This is a genomic window from Nonomuraea sp. 10N515B, from assembly GCF_052245915.1.
Taxonomy (GTDB): Bacteria; Actinomycetota; Actinomycetes; order Streptosporangiales; family Streptosporangiaceae; genus Nonomuraea.
The window spans coordinates 199,369-214,992 of sequence record NZ_JBQQBQ010000006.1 but is presented as its reverse complement, the minus strand read 5'-3'; the positions used below and the strand labels follow the sequence as shown (position 1 = coordinate 214,992).

18 protein-coding genes are annotated in these 15,624 nt (G+C 71.1%); 10 read left to right on the top strand and 8 right to left on the bottom strand.

Annotation, left to right across the window (positions count from 1 at the left end):
• Window positions 1-24 precede the first annotated feature (24 nt).
• Complete coding sequence (locus ACTWQA_RS11240; protein ID WP_443159180.1) at window positions 25-927, top strand: bifunctional helix-turn-helix transcriptional regulator/GNAT family N-acetyltransferase; 903 nt, start codon at window positions 25-27, stop codon at window positions 925-927.
• Here ACTWQA_RS11240 and ACTWQA_RS11235 read toward each other — a convergent pair.
• From ACTWQA_RS11235 to ACTWQA_RS11220, 4 genes are all read right to left on the bottom strand, one after another.
• Window positions 866-1,783 (bottom strand): pyridoxamine 5'-phosphate oxidase family protein, encoded by a 918-nt coding sequence (locus ACTWQA_RS11235; protein ID WP_443159179.1) that lies wholly within the window; start codon window positions 1,781-1,783, stop codon window positions 866-868. The genes ACTWQA_RS11240 and ACTWQA_RS11235 overlap by 62 nt on opposite strands.
• Window positions 1,783-2,226, bottom strand: a complete 444-nt coding sequence (locus ACTWQA_RS11230; RefSeq protein ID WP_443159178.1) for a VOC family protein — start codon at window positions 2,224-2,226, stop codon at window positions 1,783-1,785. The genes ACTWQA_RS11235 and ACTWQA_RS11230 overlap by 1 nt, the downstream gene beginning before the upstream one ends.
• 91 nt (window positions 2,227-2,317) lie before the next feature.
• Entirely contained in the window at window positions 2,318-2,887 is a 570-nt protein-coding gene (locus ACTWQA_RS11225; protein WP_443159177.1) for a CGNR zinc finger domain-containing protein, read from the bottom strand.
• 4 nt (window positions 2,888-2,891) lie between these two features.
• Complete coding sequence (locus ACTWQA_RS11220; RefSeq protein ID WP_443159176.1) at window positions 2,892-3,398, bottom strand: TetR/AcrR family transcriptional regulator; 507 nt, start codon at window positions 3,396-3,398, stop codon at window positions 2,892-2,894.
• 10 nt (window positions 3,399-3,408) lie between these two features.
• Between ACTWQA_RS11220 and ACTWQA_RS11215 the strand changes: the two genes are divergently transcribed.
• Complete coding sequence (locus tag ACTWQA_RS11215) at window positions 3,409-3,573, top strand: hypothetical protein (protein ID WP_443159175.1); 165 nt, start codon at window positions 3,409-3,411, stop codon at window positions 3,571-3,573.
• Window position 3,574: 1 nt separating this feature from the next.
• Here ACTWQA_RS11215 and ACTWQA_RS11210 read toward each other — a convergent pair whose 3' ends face one another.
• Window positions 3,575-4,402: an SAM-dependent methyltransferase gene (locus tag ACTWQA_RS11210; RefSeq protein WP_443159174.1), complete on the bottom strand. Its 828-nt coding sequence runs from the start codon at window positions 4,400-4,402 to the stop codon at window positions 3,575-3,577.
• An 85-nt stretch (window positions 4,403-4,487) separates the two neighbouring features.
• A complete protein-coding gene (locus tag ACTWQA_RS11205) occupies window positions 4,488-5,438 on the bottom strand; it encodes a GlxA family transcriptional regulator (protein ID WP_443159173.1) in 951 nt (316 codons plus the stop codon).
• 71 nt (window positions 5,439-5,509) lie between these two features.
• Here ACTWQA_RS11205 and ACTWQA_RS11200 point away from each other — a divergent pair, with 71 nt between their 5' ends.
• On the top strand, window positions 5,510-6,781 hold the full coding sequence (locus ACTWQA_RS11200; protein WP_327590185.1) for an MFS transporter: 1,272 nt from the start codon (window positions 5,510-5,512) through the stop codon (window positions 6,779-6,781).
• A complete protein-coding gene (locus ACTWQA_RS11195) occupies window positions 6,778-7,443 on the top strand; it encodes a peptidyl-tRNA hydrolase (RefSeq protein WP_443159172.1) in 666 nt (221 codons plus the stop codon). Before ACTWQA_RS11200 ends, ACTWQA_RS11195 begins: the two co-directional genes overlap by 4 nt.
• A 15-nt stretch (window positions 7,444-7,458) precedes the next feature.
• On the opposite strand, the gene ACTWQA_RS11190 is transcribed toward ACTWQA_RS11195, so the two are convergent.
• A complete protein-coding gene (locus tag ACTWQA_RS11190) occupies window positions 7,459-8,418 on the bottom strand; it encodes a DUF3616 domain-containing protein (protein ID WP_443159171.1) in 960 nt (319 codons plus the stop codon).
• Between the two features lie 170 nt (window positions 8,419-8,588).
• Here ACTWQA_RS11190 and ACTWQA_RS11185 point away from each other — a divergent pair, with 170 nt between their 5' ends.
• The 6 genes from ACTWQA_RS11185 (at window position 8,589) to ACTWQA_RS11160 (ending at window position 14,822) form a co-directional block, all read left to right on the top strand.
• Window positions 8,589-9,386, top strand: a complete 798-nt coding sequence (locus ACTWQA_RS11185; protein WP_443159170.1) for a hypothetical protein — start codon at window positions 8,589-8,591, stop codon at window positions 9,384-9,386.
• 36 nt (window positions 9,387-9,422) lie between these two features.
• A complete protein-coding gene (gene ftsH / locus ACTWQA_RS11180) occupies window positions 9,423-11,330 on the top strand; it encodes an ATP-dependent zinc metalloprotease FtsH (RefSeq protein ID WP_443159169.1) in 1,908 nt (635 codons plus the stop codon).
• Window positions 11,331-11,416: 86 nt separating this feature from the next.
• Window positions 11,417-12,070 (top strand): DUF937 domain-containing protein, encoded by a 654-nt coding sequence (locus ACTWQA_RS11175; RefSeq protein WP_443159168.1) that lies wholly within the window; start codon window positions 11,417-11,419, stop codon window positions 12,068-12,070.
• A gap of 19 nt (window positions 12,071-12,089) precedes the next feature.
• The gene (locus tag ACTWQA_RS11170) at window positions 12,090-12,671 is read left to right on the top strand and encodes a Maf family protein (protein WP_443159167.1); all 582 of its coding nucleotides are present in this window, start codon (window positions 12,090-12,092) and stop codon (window positions 12,669-12,671) included.
• A gap of 10 nt (window positions 12,672-12,681) precedes the next feature.
• Complete coding sequence (locus tag ACTWQA_RS11165) at window positions 12,682-13,452, top strand: EI24 domain-containing protein (RefSeq protein ID WP_443159166.1); 771 nt, start codon at window positions 12,682-12,684, stop codon at window positions 13,450-13,452.
• Between the two features lie 257 nt (window positions 13,453-13,709).
• On the top strand, window positions 13,710-14,822 hold the full coding sequence (locus ACTWQA_RS11160; RefSeq protein ID WP_443159165.1) for a DUF4192 domain-containing protein: 1,113 nt from the start codon (window positions 13,710-13,712) through the stop codon (window positions 14,820-14,822).
• A 435-nt stretch (window positions 14,823-15,257) separates the two neighbouring features.
• Here ACTWQA_RS11160 and ACTWQA_RS11155 read toward each other — a convergent pair whose 3' ends face one another.
• Window positions 15,258-15,602, bottom strand: a complete 345-nt coding sequence (locus ACTWQA_RS11155; protein WP_305922499.1) for a hypothetical protein — start codon at window positions 15,600-15,602, stop codon at window positions 15,258-15,260.
• Window positions 15,603-15,624 lie beyond the last annotated feature (22 nt).

Below are 15,624 nucleotides of genomic sequence, written 5' to 3'. Positions count from 1 at the left end.
GAATTCTCTGACTAGAGTCAGAGAATGGACGTTTCGACGATCGCACAGGTGCGCAGGTTCCAGCGGACCGTGACGCAGCGGATCGGCGCACTCGACGACAGGTTCCTGGCCAGGGACCGCCCGCTCGGCCAGGCGCGGGTGCTGTGGGAGATCGGCGCGGCAGGGAGCGAGGTACGCGCCCTGCGGGCGCGGCTGGAGCTCGACTCGGGATACCTGAGCCGGTTGCTGCGCTCGCTGGAGGCCGACGGGCTGGTCGTCGTCGACGACGGGGGCGGCTCCGACGGGCGGGTCCGCACGGCCCGGCTCACCCCTTCGGGCCTCGCCGAGCGCGAGGAGCTGGACCGCAGGTCCGACGAGGCGGCCACGTCGATCCTCGAGCCGCTCTCCGCCCGGCAGCGCGAGCGCCTGGTGGCCGCCATGGCGGAGGTCGAACGGCTGCTCCTGGCCTCGACGGTCGCCATCGACGTGCTCGACCCGCGCCACCCGCATGCCCGCCACTGCATCCAGGCGTACGTCGACGAACTGGCCGGCCGGTTCGGCGGCGGCTTCGACCCGGCTCGCAGCATCTCCGCCGACGACCACGAGCTCCGCCCGCCGGCCGGGATGCTGCTGGTCGCCACGCTCCGCACCGAGCCGGTCGGATGCGTGGCGCTCAAGCTGCACCCCGGCGGCGGGTACGCCGAGCTCAAGCGCATGTGGGTGGACCCCTCCACGCGCGGTCTGGGCCTGGGACGCCGCCTGCTCGCCGAGGCCGAGGGTCGGGCGGCCGCCAACGGGCTGCGTACGGTGCGGCTGGAGACCAACCGGTCGCTCACCGAGGCCATCGCCCTGTACCGGGCGGCGGGCTACCGCGAGGTGGAGCCCTTCAACGACGAGCCGTACGCTCACCACTGGTTCGAGAAGCGTCTCCAGGAGCCGGCGGATTGAAACGGTGGTAGCCCGGGGCCGTCCAGCCCGGTGCGACGGTCCCCGCGACGTGGACGTACTCGTCCAGCTCGAACCGCACCAGCCGCTGCGCGCCCGGCACGTCGCCCGGATCCCAGTCCACCTGGGCCCGCCCGGTCAGGTGCAGCGTCTCCCCGCGTTCCCAGTCCACGAACAGCAGCCCGGCGGCCGGGTTCAGCTCCAGGTTGCCGAGCGTCATGTACATCGAGTTGCCGGCGTAGTCCGGGAACACCAGTGATGCCGGCCCCGTGACCTGCACGAACCCGGGATTGCCGCCGCGGTGCGACACGTCCGCGCCGAGACCTTCGACGCCGGTGGCGATGAAGAACGTGTCCGCCGTGCCGATCCACTCCTGGTGACGGGCCAGGAGCGTGGTCCCGCCCCCGAGTCTCGCCGGCGTGCCGGCAGGCTCGGAGGTGGGCTCGCGGGTCTGGATGTACTTGGGGCAGTTCGAGTAGACCTGCTCCGTCCACACCACCAGCGCATCTCCCGCCTGTACGGCGGTGCCGTTCACGCGCATCCTGCGCCGCGTGTGCGGTTCGATGGCCAGCAGTCCAATGGCGCGTTCCCTGGCGAACAGCCCATCCAGCGGCGGACCGGGCAGGGCGTGCACCACGATCGTGCGGTCGTCCTCGGGTGAGGCGAAGCCGGGCGGGCCGGTCATCGCACCGGCCCAGAAGCGGCCCCGGTCGTCGGCCGCGCCCGCGACGAGCAGGTGCTGCTCGCGCAGGAAGGCGGCCGCCACGTCCGGGATCTCGGGGCGGGTGCGGGAGCTGCCGCGGTCTTCTCCGCGCACCCCCGCCCGCCGCTGCACGGCGATCTCGCCTGGGTGTCGCATTAGAAGAACCCGCAGGTCGGCGCGCCGGACGTGGGAGCGGGCCGGTCGCCGGCGGCATCCGGAGCGTAGATCTCCAGGCGGATGCCGTCAGGGTCGTCGAAGAACACGCCACCCGACGAGGCGCCCTCGCCGTGCGGCACAACGCCGTCGTGGTGCAGGGTCGCCCCGATCTCCCTGATGACCGCCTCGGCCTCGCGTACCGCGGCGAGGTCGGCGACCTGGAACGACAGGTGGTGCAGCCCCGGCTGGGCGGCGGCGAAGCGTCCCTCGCTCTGCTGCCAGAGGGTCAGCACCAGCGTGCCGTCCTGTGCCAGGAACGCGTAGCGGCGATCGTCCTGCCGTGACTCGCCCGCCACCGTGAAGCCGAAGACCCGACGATAGAACTCCTTGGACTTGTCGAGGTCGGTGACGTTGAGCCCGATGTGCCCGGTCTGGAACGACATTCCGCACTCCTTCAAAATCTAACGAATGCATGACTGGCTAGCCGTTAGGAATCATATAACGGCAAATCGGCTCTGCAAGCGTTAGATAGAGTTATTTCTTGTGTTCCCGGTAGTGTCTGGCTGCTCTCGCACGGTTGCCGCAGGCGGTCGAGCACCACTCCTGACGTGGGTGTTCCTTGATGAAATAGAGCACGCAGCGCGGCGCCTGGCAGGTACGCAACTGCGTGCGCTCCGGCCCCGCCAAGAACTCCACGGCGGCCGTCGCGAGCGCGCCACGCGCCCGTACAGACGGTTCGGCCTCCACGGCGGGGACCGTGAGGAGGGTCGGTTGCCCGTTCCAGGACAGTTGCGGGGCCCGGGGCGCGGCCAGGGCGATGGCGTTGACCAAGGCCAGCGACTCCGCGAGCGTGGGCAGGCGGGCCGCATCCGCCCGGCTCGGCGGCTCCGGGGCCACGGCTCTGGCGAACAGCGCGCGTACGGCCTGGCGCAGCCGCACGATCTCCTCGCGCGCCTCCTCCGTCGCGGTGAAGCCGGGATCGACGTCCAGTTCGGCCGCATGCTCGCGCACCCACGCCGTCATGGCGTCCACGTCGGCCAGCAGGTCGATCAATCCAGAACGATCGGCCCTGATCGTGCTGACGAAATCGAGGGTCAGGGACATGCCCTCAATCTAACGCGTACGGGCACACTGGTCCGTGAGAGTCCAGAGGGGCGGCGCGCTCGCCGCGCCGGGCGATCCCGTCCATGATCCGCCGCACCAGGGTGCGCATGCCATCGTAGGACTCGCGTGCGAGCGGCCGCAGCTCGGGCCGGGTGCGGGCGGCCGTCGCGAACGCCAGCCAGACGGTGGCCTCGTCCCGCCGCCGCTCGTCCAGCGGCAGGAGCTCCGACAACATCAGCTCGACGCCCTCGGCCCGCTCGTCCTCGTCCTGGGTGGCCAGCAGCGGGCCGACCCGCTCCGTCAGCCGGGCGCTCACCCGGTCGAGCGAGGCCCGCATCGCGAACACCATCAGGTCCGTGTGGCCGTCGAAGTAGTGCCTGACCGAGCCGATGGCCAGCCCGGCCTCCTCGGCCACGTTGCGCAGGGACGCCTGCTCGAAGCCCGCGCGCCGCACGACGCGGAACACCGCGTCGACGACCTCGTCCCGGCGTGCTTCCGGATCGATCGCCAAGGATGTCTACGTGCCGCCGGTCGTGCTGGTCGCGGTCGGCGTGCACGGCCTGGCGAAGCAGGGCCTGTCCGCGCTCGACGTGGGATGGCTCGCCGTCACGGTGCTGCTCGGCGTCGCCTTCGGCGCGGTCCGGGCCGCCACCACCGTGCTGTACGCGAGGGACGGTGTTCGATGATTTATCCGCGTACGCGGCCCACGCCGGCCAGGATGCCGGACCTGACGAGATCGTACGAGCCGTCGGGGGAGGCGTCCTGGGCCCAGTCGGCGACCGGCACGACGCCGGGGCCGAGCAGGTCCAAACCGTCGAAGTACGCGGCGATCTCGTCGTAGCCGCGCCGCGCCAGGCCGCCCGGCGAGGTACGCGAATAGACCTGACGGCTGGCCTCGGTGACGTCGTCCGCGGCGTCGCCCGCGTACAGGTGCGACAGCACCAGATAGCCGTCCGGGCCCAGGCGCTCGCGGAGACGGGCGACGATCCGGCGCGCCTCGGTGTCGTCGGTGATGAAGTGCAGCACGGAGACCAGCAGGACCGCGTACGGCTGGGACAGGTCGAGATGTCCGGCCACGCGCGGGTCGTCCAGGATCGCGTCCGGGTCCTTCAGGTCGCCTTCCAGTGCGAGCACGTCCGGGTCCCTGGCCAGCAGCGCGCGGGCGTGGACGAGCACGATCGGGTCGTTGTCCACGTAGACGACGCGGGAGCCGGCCCCGTGCCGCCGCGCCACCTGGTGGACGTTGTCCTGGGTGGGCAGCCCCGCGCCGATGTCGACGAACTGGCGCACGCCCGCCTCGGCCAGCATCCGCACCGCCCGGCCGAGGAAGCCCCGGTTGGCCAGGGCGATCTCCCGGGCGTCGTTGCCCATCTGCCGGCCGATCTCGATCATCTTCTCGGCCGCTTCGCGGTCGGCGGCGAAGTTGTCCCGGCCACCGAGGTAGTAGTCGTACATGCGGGCGACGCTGGGCACGTTCGGGTCGATCCCGGAGGGTACGCGGTCCGCCTCGGTCATGCGACGACCTTTCCTTGGTGATCTTCCTGGCGCCGATTGTAGGGGCAGAGGGGAGTATTCGGGCAAGGGATGCGGTGGAGGGGGATCAGGTGCGGCGGAACGTGTGCCGATAGGCCAGTGGCGCCACCCCCACCGCCGCGTGCAGGTGCTGGCGCAGCGAGACCGCCGTGCCGAAGCCCGCCCACCTGGCCACCTCCTCCACCCCGAGGTCCGTCGTCTCCAGCAGGTGCCTGGCGTGCTGCACCCGCTGCCCGGTCAGCCACTTGGCCGGGCTCACGCCGGTCTCCTCGCGAAAGCGCCTGGTGAACGTGCGCACGCTCATCCTGGCGTGCTCGGCGAGCGCGCTCAGATCGAGCGGGGTCTCGAGCTGGGCCAGCATCCACGCGCGGGTGGCGGCGGTGCCGCCGGCGGCCTCGTACGGAAGGGGGCGCTCGACGTACTGCGCCTGGCCGCCTTCCCGCCACGGCGGCATGACGCAGCGGCGGGCGGCGCGGTTGGCCACCTCGCTGCCGTGGTCGCGCCTGATCACGTGCAGGCACAGGTCCATCCCCGCCGCCACCCCGGCCGAGGTCAGCACATCGCCGTCGTCGACGAACAACACGTCGGCGTCCAGCTTCACCTCCGGGAACAGCGCGGCGAAGCGGGCCGCCTCGCGCCAGTGCGTGGTGGCCGGGCGCCCGTCGAGCAGGCCGGCGGCCGCCAGCACGAACGACCCCGTGCAGATCGACATCGTCCGCGGGCGGCCCTGGAGCGCCGCGTACAGGGTGTCCGAGATCGTGCCGTCCTTCATCGCCCGGCCCGCGTGGATGCCGGGCACGAGGACCGTGTCGGCCGTGTCCAGCACGTCGAGGTCGTGGTCGGGCAGGACGCTGTAGCCGGCCGAGCAGCGGACCGGCTGCCGGCCCTCGGAGCAGGTCACCACCTCGTACAACTTCTCGCCCTCCGGCGTCTCCGCCGACCAGAACACCTGGCCGGGCACGCCGAGGTCGAGCGGGGCGAAGTGGTTGAGCACCACGACGGCGATGCGATGCGGCATGGCCAGATTCTTTCACATATTGACTTTCCGGCCACTCGCGACCATGTAAGGAGATAAATCATGATTGGCGCATGACGTTGAGCACCACCCCCGCGGCCACCACCCGCCGCAAGCTCCACAGGGCCTGGTACGTGGCGGCCGTCGCCTTCGTGGCGATCCTCGGCGCCGCCGGCTTCCGCGCCACCCCAGGCGTGCTGATCACCCCGCTGCGGGAGGAGTTCGGCTGGTCCACCGGCACGATCTCGCTGGCCGTGTCGATCAACCTGGTGCTCTACGGGCTGACCGCGCCGTTCGCCGCCGCGCTGATGGACCGCTTCGGCATGCGCCGCGTGGTCGCGATCGCCCTGCTGCTGATCGCGGTGGGCAGCGGGCTCACCGTCGTGATGACCGCGAGCTGGCAGCTGCTGCTGCTCTGGGGCGTGTTCGTGGGGCTCGGGACCGGGTCGATGGCGCTCGTGTTCGCCGCGACCGTGGTCGACCGGTGGTTCGTCAGGCACCGCGGGCTGGTCACCGGCATCCTCACCGCGGCGGGCGCCACCGGGCAGCTGATCTTCCTGCCGGTGCTGGCTCACCTTGCCCAGGGGCCGGGATGGCGGGTCGCCTCGCTCGCCGTCGCCGGGTCGGCGCTGGCCGTGGTGCCGTTCGTCTGGTGGCTGCTGCGCGACCATCCAGCGGACGTCGGTACGACGGCCCTGGGCGCGGAGCCGGGCGCGGTGCGTACCGAACCCGGCAAGGTCAACGCGGCCGTCCGGGCGGTCACCGTGCTCGCCCAGGCGGCCAGGACGCGGCCGTTCTGGCTGCTCGCGGGCGGCTTCGCGATCTGCGGAATGAGTACGAACGGGCTGGTCGGCACCCACTTCATCCCCGCCGCACACGACCACGGCATGGCCGAGCCGGTCGCGGCCTCTCTGCTGGCGGTCATCGGGATCTTCGACATCGTGGGCACGGTCGCCTCCGGCTGGCTCAGCGACCGGATCAACCCCAAGATCCTGCTCGGCGTCTACTACGGGCTGCGCGGGCTGTCGCTGATGGTGCTGCCCAGCCTGTTCGCGGCCACGACCGAGCCCAGCATGCTGATCTTCATCGTGTTCTACGGGCTGGACTGGGTGGCGACCGTGCCGCCCACGGTGGCGCTGTGCCGGCGCATCTACGGCGCCGACGGGGCCGTGGTCTTCGGCTGGGTGTTCGGCTCGCACCAGATCGGCGCCGCGATCGCGGCCGTCGGCGCCGGCCTCACTCGCGACCACCTGGGCGCCTACGACCTCGCCTGGTACGGCGCCGGCGCCCTCTGCCTCCTGGCCGCCGGCATGTCCCTGGCGATCGGGCAAGCTAGAGGGCGATGAACGAACTGTATGTGCTGCCGCTCGTGGTCAGGATCGAGCGGGCCACACCCCCTGAGCGCACCGACGCGCTGGAAGCCGCCGCCATGGCGGTGCTGAGCCTGCTCGACGATCCGGGGGAGTGGGCCGCCGAACTCCATGCCTGGCAGTCCACCGGCAAGATCCGCAAGGTCGTGCGCCGGGCCAGGGGCGCCGAGTGGCGCCGCGCGATCGCGCTGCCCGGGCGCACCGTCGAGCACCGCACGGCGGAGGTGCGCGTGCACCCGCCCGTGCCACTCGACGGCTGGCCGAAAGACCTGGCGCGACTCCAGGTGGGAGGCACCGAGCTGGTCGACAGCGCCGAGCCGCCGCCGGTCGAGCCGCCGATCCTGTGGGCCAACCCGGAGCTGGAGATGTCCGCGGGCAAGGCCATGGCACAGGCCGGGCACGCCGCCCAGCTCGCCTGGTGGGCCAGCGACGCGGCCGAGCGGGCGGCCTGGCGGGCGAACGGGCTCGCCGTCTCGGTCCGCACGGCCGCCCGGGACGATTTCCCCGCCAAGGTGGCCGCCGGGCTGCCCGTGGTGCGCGACGCCGGGTTCACCGAGATCGAGCCGGGCTCGTGCACGTTCGTGGCGGACGCGCCCTGGCTCTACGGCGGGTCGCGTTCAGCGACTCACCGCAGGTAGCGCACGGGCGGGTCCCTAGATCGTGAACACGTCCGCCAGCACGCCGCCCGCCGGGGTGATCCGCGCGGGTGACGGGCTGTCGTACACGACCATGAGCCTGCCGTCGTCCAGCCGCGCCAGGCCCTCGGGATGGTCGCAGCCCACGCCGTAGGGGAGCTCGCGCACGATCTCCAGCTCGTCCTTGGGCACGAGGCCCTGCCGCTCGGCCGGCCGCCAGCGCACGATGCGCACCGGGCCGTCGAGGTCCATGGTGGGGCCGGTGAGCAGCAGCAGCGAGTCGCCGTCCGGGCACAGGTCCCGCACGCCCAGCCCGTCCAGGTCCAGGAAGTGCTTGCGGTACGGCTCCCGCAGGCGCAGCCGCCGCCGGCCGGAGTCGTCGAGCCGCAACTCGAGAACCACCGCCCAGCCGCGCAGCACCGGGCCGCGCAACCCGATGTAGACCTGTTCCGAGACGACGGCGATGCCCTCGACGTCGAAGCCGTTGTCCTTGCCCGGCAGCGCCAGGAACGGAGCGAGGTGCCGGTCCTCGCGCAGGTGCGCGGTGAGGTTGTGCGTCCCGGCCAGGATCGCGCCGGGACCGGGGACCTCGTCGTGCAGCGGCAGGCGGGCCAGGATGAACCGGTTCTCTTCCCTGATCACCGTGGCGAGCCGGTCGGCGGCCTTGTCCGGGTCCTTCGACTTGACCCGCTTGCGCTTCATGCTGTGCGAGCCGACCAGCCAGAGCCAGCCGTTCGCCCGGGCCATGCCCTCGATGTCGGCCTCGTCCTCCGGACCCGCGGGCAGGTCGACGTAGTCGGCCAGCCGGTAGGTGTGCTGGTCTCCGAAGTGGTCGCCCGACCACGCCAGATGCTCGAAGGTCGCGGTCTCGTCGCCGGCGACCCAGAGACCGTTCGCGCTCTGCCGGATCGCTGAGAGATTCGTGTGTGTTTGAGACGCTTGCGAGGCGTGGTCGAATCGCAGCTCCACCTGTTCCACGAGCCCATGATTGCACTTCGGTAGCTTCCTGGGCGTAATGGCGGGATATGTCGTACGCTCCCGTCGTGCTCGATGGGGAAGATGAGATCAAGGGTTCCCGAGTGAGAACCGTCACCAGGCCTGGAACCCCTGTTTCTCCGCCCAGACGCTCCCGCATCGGAGACCTCCGCATGCGGGACGTGTACCGGGGGCTCGCCGTGGTCGCCGCCGTCGTGGCAGTCGCCGCGACGGTGGTCGCGGTGCTCCCGCCGGAGCCGGACGAGGTCGTCGCGCGGCCGGTAACCGCGCCGCCGGCCGCGCCGTCCTCGTCCGGCCCCACCGTTTCGGCGAGCGCCACCGTGTCGGCCGGCCCCACCGTTTCGGCCAGCCCCGCGGCCGGTGACGCGCCTGTGGAACGGGCCACGCCGAGCCCCGGCCCGACCCTCGCGCCCGGCTACACGCCCATGGAGGCGCTGGCCGCCGACCCACGCGTCCCCCGCCTGACCGGCGCGGTCAAGCGCATGTCCCTGTCGTCGCCGTCCCGGCAGGTCGTCAAGGACGAGCGCACCGGCCTGGCCCTGCCCAACCTCCCCAAGCCGTGGAAGTCGTACGGGCCCGCGCCGTTCAGCACCAAGCAGGTGCTTCCCAAGACGCGCGGGACCAGCCTGCGCGGCATGGTCGTCACCTGCCCGCTGCCGATCATGGCGCAGGACTCCGCGCGCGACACGGCGTTGCTGGCCGCCCGCTGGACGCTCAACCACCACCCCAAGGGCGCCAAGATCAGCTGGCTCGCCTCGCAACCCGTCAAGCGCGGCTGGATGCTCGTCTACCGCGTCACCTACGGCAAGCACACGTCGCGGGCGGCCGTCGTGATCATGGACGGGGGAATGAGCAAGCCCGGTCTGGTGTTCGTCACAGTGCCTGACGCGCAGCGAAAGCAGTGGCGGGACATCGGTCGAGTGGTGTCCGGGGTGCGTGTTCTAGGCTAGAAAGATCATGGTTGCGGCGATATGGGGAGTGACGCCGTGGAACGCTCTGGACCGCCGCAGTCAGCGGAGAAGGGCAAGGGCAAGCCGCCCTGGCGCTCTGAAGGGCTGCCGGGAGGCAAGCCCAAGATCAACTGGTGGCGATTCGTCGTCACCTTGCTTGTGGTGTACGCGGCCTTTTTCGTCGTGTCGTCCTTCGTCGACAGCGGATCCGTCGAGACGATCTCGTACACCGAGTTCACCAAGCAGGTGGACGCCAAGAACGTCAAGGACATCTATGCCCAGGGCCTGTCGGTCGAGGGCGACCTGAGGTCTGGGGCGAAGAACCCCGAGACCGGCGAGTCGTACACCAAGTTCGCCACCGAGATCCCGGCCTTCGCCAACACCGACCAGCTCGACCAGCAGCTCGCGACCGGCCAGGTCGAGATCACCTCGCAGCCGATCACCCGCGGCTTCTTCTCCAACCTGCTGCTGTCGCTGCTGCCCGTGCTGCTGCTGGCCGGCCTGTGGATCTGGATCATGCGGCGCGGCGCCAGCATGATGGGCGGCGGCCTGGGCGGCCTCGGCAAGTCCAAGGCGACCAAGCCCGTCGAGGCCGCCAAGGTACGCGTCACGTTCGAGGACGTCGCGGGCATCGACGAGGTCGAGAACGAGCTCGTCGAGGTCGTCGACTACCTCAAGGACCCCGGCAAATACCGCAGGCTCGGCGCCAAGCTGCCCAAGGGCGTGCTGCTCGCCGGCCCTCCCGGCACCGGCAAGACCCTGCTGGCCAGGGCGGTCGCGGGCGAGGCCAAGGTGCCCTACTTCTCCGCCTCCGCCTCCGAGTTCATCGAGATGATCGTCGGCGTGGGCGCCTCGCGGGTGCGCGACCTGTTCGAGGAGGCGCGGAAGGTGGCGCCGTCGATCGTGTTCATCGACGAGATCGACGCCATCGGCCGCGCCAGGGGCGGCGCCGGCGGCATCGGCGGCCACGACGAGCGCGAGCAGACGCTCAACCAGATCCTCACCGAGATGGACGGCTTCTCCGGGGCCGAGGGCGTGATCGTCATCGGGGCCACCAACCGTCCCGAGGTCCTCGACCCGGCGCTGCTGCGTCCCGGGCGCTTCGACCGTACGGTGCAGGTCGGGTTGCCCGACGCGGCCGGACGTACCGCGATCCTCGGGGTGCACTCGCGCGGCGTGCCGCTGGACGGGGAGGTGGCCCTCGACCAGCTCGCCAAGACCACGCCCGGCATGACCGGCGCCGACCTGGCGAACCTGGTCAACGAGGCCGCCCTGCTCGCCGCCAAGCGCGGCAAGGAGAAGGTCACGATGGCCGACTTCGCCGACGCGCTGGAGAAGCTGCAGCTCGGCGCGGCCCGCAGCATCGTGATGCCCGAGGAGGAGCGCACCAGGACCGCCTACCACGAGGCCGGCCACGCGCTGCTCGGCATGCTCCAGCCGGGCGCCGACCCGGTCAGGAAGATCTCGATCATCCCGCGCGGCCGGGCGCTCGGCGTCACGCTGTCCACCCCGGACACCGACCGGTACGCCTACGACGAGCAATATCTTCGCGGCCGCATCACCGGCGCGCTCGGCGGCATGGCGGCCGAGCAGGTCGTGTACGGCGTCATCACCACCGGCGCCGAGAACGACCTCGAACAGGTCACCATGATCGCCCGCGGCATGGTCGGCCGGTGGGGCATGTCGGAGAAGATCGGCCCGCTGACCATCCTGCCCAACGACGGTCAGCCGCCGCAGGCCTCGCCCGTCACCCTCGCCATGGTCGACGAGGAGGCGCGGCGCATCGTGGACGAGTGCTACGAACGCGCCATCCAGGTGCTCACCGACAACCGCGACAAGCTCGAGGGCATCGTGGCCGCCCTGCTGGAGCACGAGACGCTCGACGAGGTGAGCGCGTACGCCGCCGCCGGCGTGGCCAGCCGGTCCACGGCCGCCGTCCAGTAATAGATTTTCCGAGAATTAGCGCAAGACGGGCATTGGCTCGATGGTGTCTCGGGAAGCTCTCCCCCGACGAGGATCGGGGGAGAGCGGTGACGCTGCACGACGAGCTTCTCGAGCAGCTCGGAGAGCCGGGTGTTGAACAGGTCGCCGGAATGCTCGGCACCGGCCCGGCCCAGGCCCGCGACGTCGTCCAGGCCGTGAGCGGCATCATCGTCGGCGGCCTTGCCCGCAACGCCCAGCACCCGGACGGCGCCGAGGCGCTGCGCGGGGCGTTGGAAGACCACGTAGACGCCGACCCGTTCAACGGCGACGTGGCCTCGCTGACCCGAGACGGGCACGGCATCCTCGGACACGTGCTCGGCGGCCAGGGGACCGAGCAGGCCGCGGCGGGGTTGGCGCGGCTCGCCGGGATCGACACCGGCGCCGTCATGAAGCTGCTGCCGCTCATCGCCCCCATGGTGATGTTCCTGCTGGCCGACCGGGCGGCGCGCCACGACATGGACGCCAGGGACGTGGCCCGCGAGCTGGAGCGGGAGCGGGAGGCGGTGCCCGGCGGCCTGGGGGAGGCGCTCGACGGGCTGCTATCGAACATCTTCGGCAGCGCCGTGCCGGGCTGGCCGTACGTGGGGAGGGAGCTCGCGACGGACATGTCGTACGGGGCGTACGGCGAACTGGAGCCGGGACCCTCGCGCGAGCCGGAGCAGGGGCACTCCACTCCGGGCAGGTCGAACTCCGACTGGTGAGGGCCGGTAGGCTGGTGCGGTGATCGTTCTGGCCTCAGCTTCCAACGCCCGACTGGCCCTCCTGCGCAGTGCCGGCCTCGACCCCAAAGTGATCGTCAGCGGGGTCGACGAGGACGCCTACACCGCGCACAGCCCCGCCGCGCTCAGCCTGATGCTGGCCAAGGCGAAGGCGGAGGCCGTGGCGAGCGGGCTCGACGAGGGGCTGGTCATCGGCTGCGACTCCATCCTCGAGCTCGACGGCCGCCCCTACGGCAAGCCGGCCTCCGAGGAGGAGGTCGTGCAGCGGTGGCGGCTGATGCGCGGCCGCACCGGCCGCCTCGTGACGGGCCACTGCCTGATCGACGTTGCGACCGGGCGGCAGGTCGCGGAGGTGGCCACGACCGTGGTCCGCTTCGGCCAGCCGTCCGATGAGGAGATCGCCGCCTACGCCGCCACCGGCGAGCCGCTCAACCTGGCCGGGGGGTTCAGCATCGAGGGGCGCGGCGGGTGGTTCGTCGAGGGGATCGAGGGCGACCACGGCAACGTGCTCGGCATCTCGTTGCCGCTGCTTCGTGACCTGTTCGCGGAGCTGGGCTACGCGGTGACCGCGTTCTGGCGTTAGCCTGCCGGGCATGCGATCAGTGCGTGACTTCACCTCCGGCATAGGGTTCTTCCTCCAGGGGTTCGGGTGGGTGGCCAGGAACGGGCGGTGGTGGGCGTTCGGGCTGATCCCGGCGCTGGTCGCGTTCTCCATCTACGTGGTGGCGCTGATCTTCCTCGGCACCAACGCCAGTGAGGTGGCCGAGTTCCTGACGCCGTTCGCGGACTCGTGGAGCTGGCGCGAGGTGTTCCGCACGCTGATCGGCATCGCGCTGGTGCTGGCCGGGCTGGCCGTGGCGGTGCTGACCTTCGCGGCGGTCACCCTGGCGATCGGGGAGCCGTTCTACGAGAAGTTGTCATCGGCGGTGGACGCGCTCGAGCGCGAGGACGAGCAGCCGTTCTGGCGTACGCTGCCGCGCTCGATCAGGGACAGCCTGGTGACGCTGTTCTATGTGCTGCTGTTCACGGTGCCGCTGTTCTTCCTGGGCTTCGTGCCCGTCGTCGGGCAGACCGTGGTGCCGGTGCTGGGGGCCGCCGTGTCCGGATTTTTCCTGACAGTCGAGCTCACCACGCTGGCGCTGGAGCGGCGGGGCATGGCCCGCAAGCAGCGCTTCGCGCTCCTGCGCGCGAACAAGGCCAGTGCGCTGGGGTTCGGGGTGGCGGTGTTCCTGCTGTTCCTGGTGCCGTTCGTGGCAGTGATCGCCATGCCGGCCGCGGTGGCGGGCGCCGCGCTCCTAGTACGCAACCGCCTGGCCCCCGCCCATCCGGGCCCTTTGACGCCGGGCCCCGGGACGCCCGCCTGACGCGAGCCTGCCGCCTCCGCCCGCCCTAGGCCTGGCCCGCCCTGGCTGGCCCGCCCTGTCCCGCGTTAGCCCGCTCCGGCCGCGTGTGCCCGCGCTAGCCCGCTCCGGCCGCTCCGGCCAGCTCTAGCCCGCCCTGGCCAGGCCGGCCCGCCGGGGGCGCTCTGCGGTTTCCACAGGCCGACCGAGGAACCCGCCCTCATCCCCAGAACCGCGTTCGGCCCCACGCCGCTACCGCCCCGCCCGGCACCCTTCCGTCCATGACGACCAACGCCTCCCCATCCGCCTCCTCCGCTTCCCCGCCCTTCTCCGGGTCGTGCCTCACCCTCACCACCCCCGCCGACATCCTGGCCGCCGTCCCCTACCTTGTTGGCTTTCACCCGAGCGACAGCCTCGTCATCATCGGGCTCGACCGCGGCCAGGCCAAGATGGTGGTCAGATGGGGTCTGCCGCTCCCACCGGACGCGCTCGCCCCACTGCCGCCCCTGCTCGACCGAGAGGGCGTCACCCAGGTCGTCATCATCGGCTACGGCGCAGGAGACGTGGTCACGCCCGTAGTGGACGAGGCCAGGCTCCTGGCGGCCAAGGCCGAGGTCCACGTTGGTGAGGCACTGCGGGCCCATGAGGGCCGCTACTGGTCATACGTCTGCGATCTACCGGCGTGTTGCCCGGCGGAGGGCACGCCCTACGACCCTTCGACGAGCCAGATCGCAGCCGAGGCGACTGTGCGGGGTCTGGTCGCCCTTCCCGACCGCGAGGCCCTGGAACGCACCGTAGCGCCCGTCACGGGCCCCGTACGGATGGCGATGCGCCGCGCCACGGCCGACGCGATCGCGGAGCTCAGGTCCAGACTGGCGGCGGCCGGCGCGGACCTCGACGCCTTCGCCCGGCACTACGTGGCGGAAGGCCTGGCACGCGTCCGATCGGCGCTGACCACGCACGCCGAAGGCGGCCGACTGCGCGACGAGGAAGCGGCGAGGCTGGGCCTCGACCTCGCGATCACCAGGGTTCGCGACGAGGCGTGGACGCTCATGCGCGATTCCCATGCCTCGCTGTGGAAAGACCTGACCCGCAGGCTCGAGCCCCGTTTCATCCCGCCGGCCGCGTCCCTGCTGGCCATGGCGGCCTGGCGGGCGGGAAACAGCGTGCAGGCCACCATCGCCCTCGAACGCGCTCTGACCATCGACCCCGCCTACTCGATGGCGAATCTCCTCATGCACGCGGTCCAAAACCTGCTGTCCCCAGCCATCATGCGAGACCGCATGCCCACCCCTGCCGAGCTCGACGCGGCCATGGGCCGCGCGCACGCAGGCTGGCTCCTCCCGCTGGTCAACCTCCTGGACGAGGAAGACCCGACCGTCCCTCTCGAATGACCTCGGCCCTGCGCCCCTCGCTCCACTACCCGCCGAGCGGTGGCCTGGCCACCGCCTACGCCCGGGATTGTGCGGGTCGCCTACGCCCGGGATTGTGCGGGTTGCCTACGCCTGGCACCGTGCGAGTCGCCTACGCCCGGCACTGTGCGGGTGGGCGACGCCGTCGTCGGCTGCTTGACCCGCACCTCGAAGGGCCGGTCCTCGAAGAGGTTCACCACGGCGGGGGGACGTGCCCGGACAGGTTCGCACTGAGCGCCTTTCCCGCGCCCCTCGGCCCTCCTCCCCAAAGAGCCTCGGGCCGGAGAACGGCGAAAGGGCGGAGAAGCGAAACGCACGTAGGAGTCGTGGTGACGATCGGGAAACGAGGGTGGGGTCGGAAGGGAAGTGATCGGGGACGAAAGGGGGCCGAGGGTGCGGGGTGACGATCGGGCTGGACTAGAGGGTTCCTTCCTCGCGGCGCCGCCGCTCGTTATAAGCACGCATGCGCGGCGGATACCCCGTGAGCTGAACGTCGTACACCGGAAGGGCAAGATCACGGGCGACCTTGTGAATCACCGCGGGGGATCCGACCCTTCGCCTGGTCCACTCACCGTCGTCGGCCACCGCCACAGCCGTGGTGTCGGTGGCGAACGTCTCTGGCTCGACATAGAACTCAACGCCACGCCGCGAACGGGCAAAGGCGATAAGCGCTTCGATGTCGGCGTCTGTCGCCTCACGGTCGAACTTCGCAACCTTAGGGCCGCGCTGCCGACGAAGGCCGTAGCGGTCTCGCCATCTCATGCATCCTTTTTATACCGTCTGG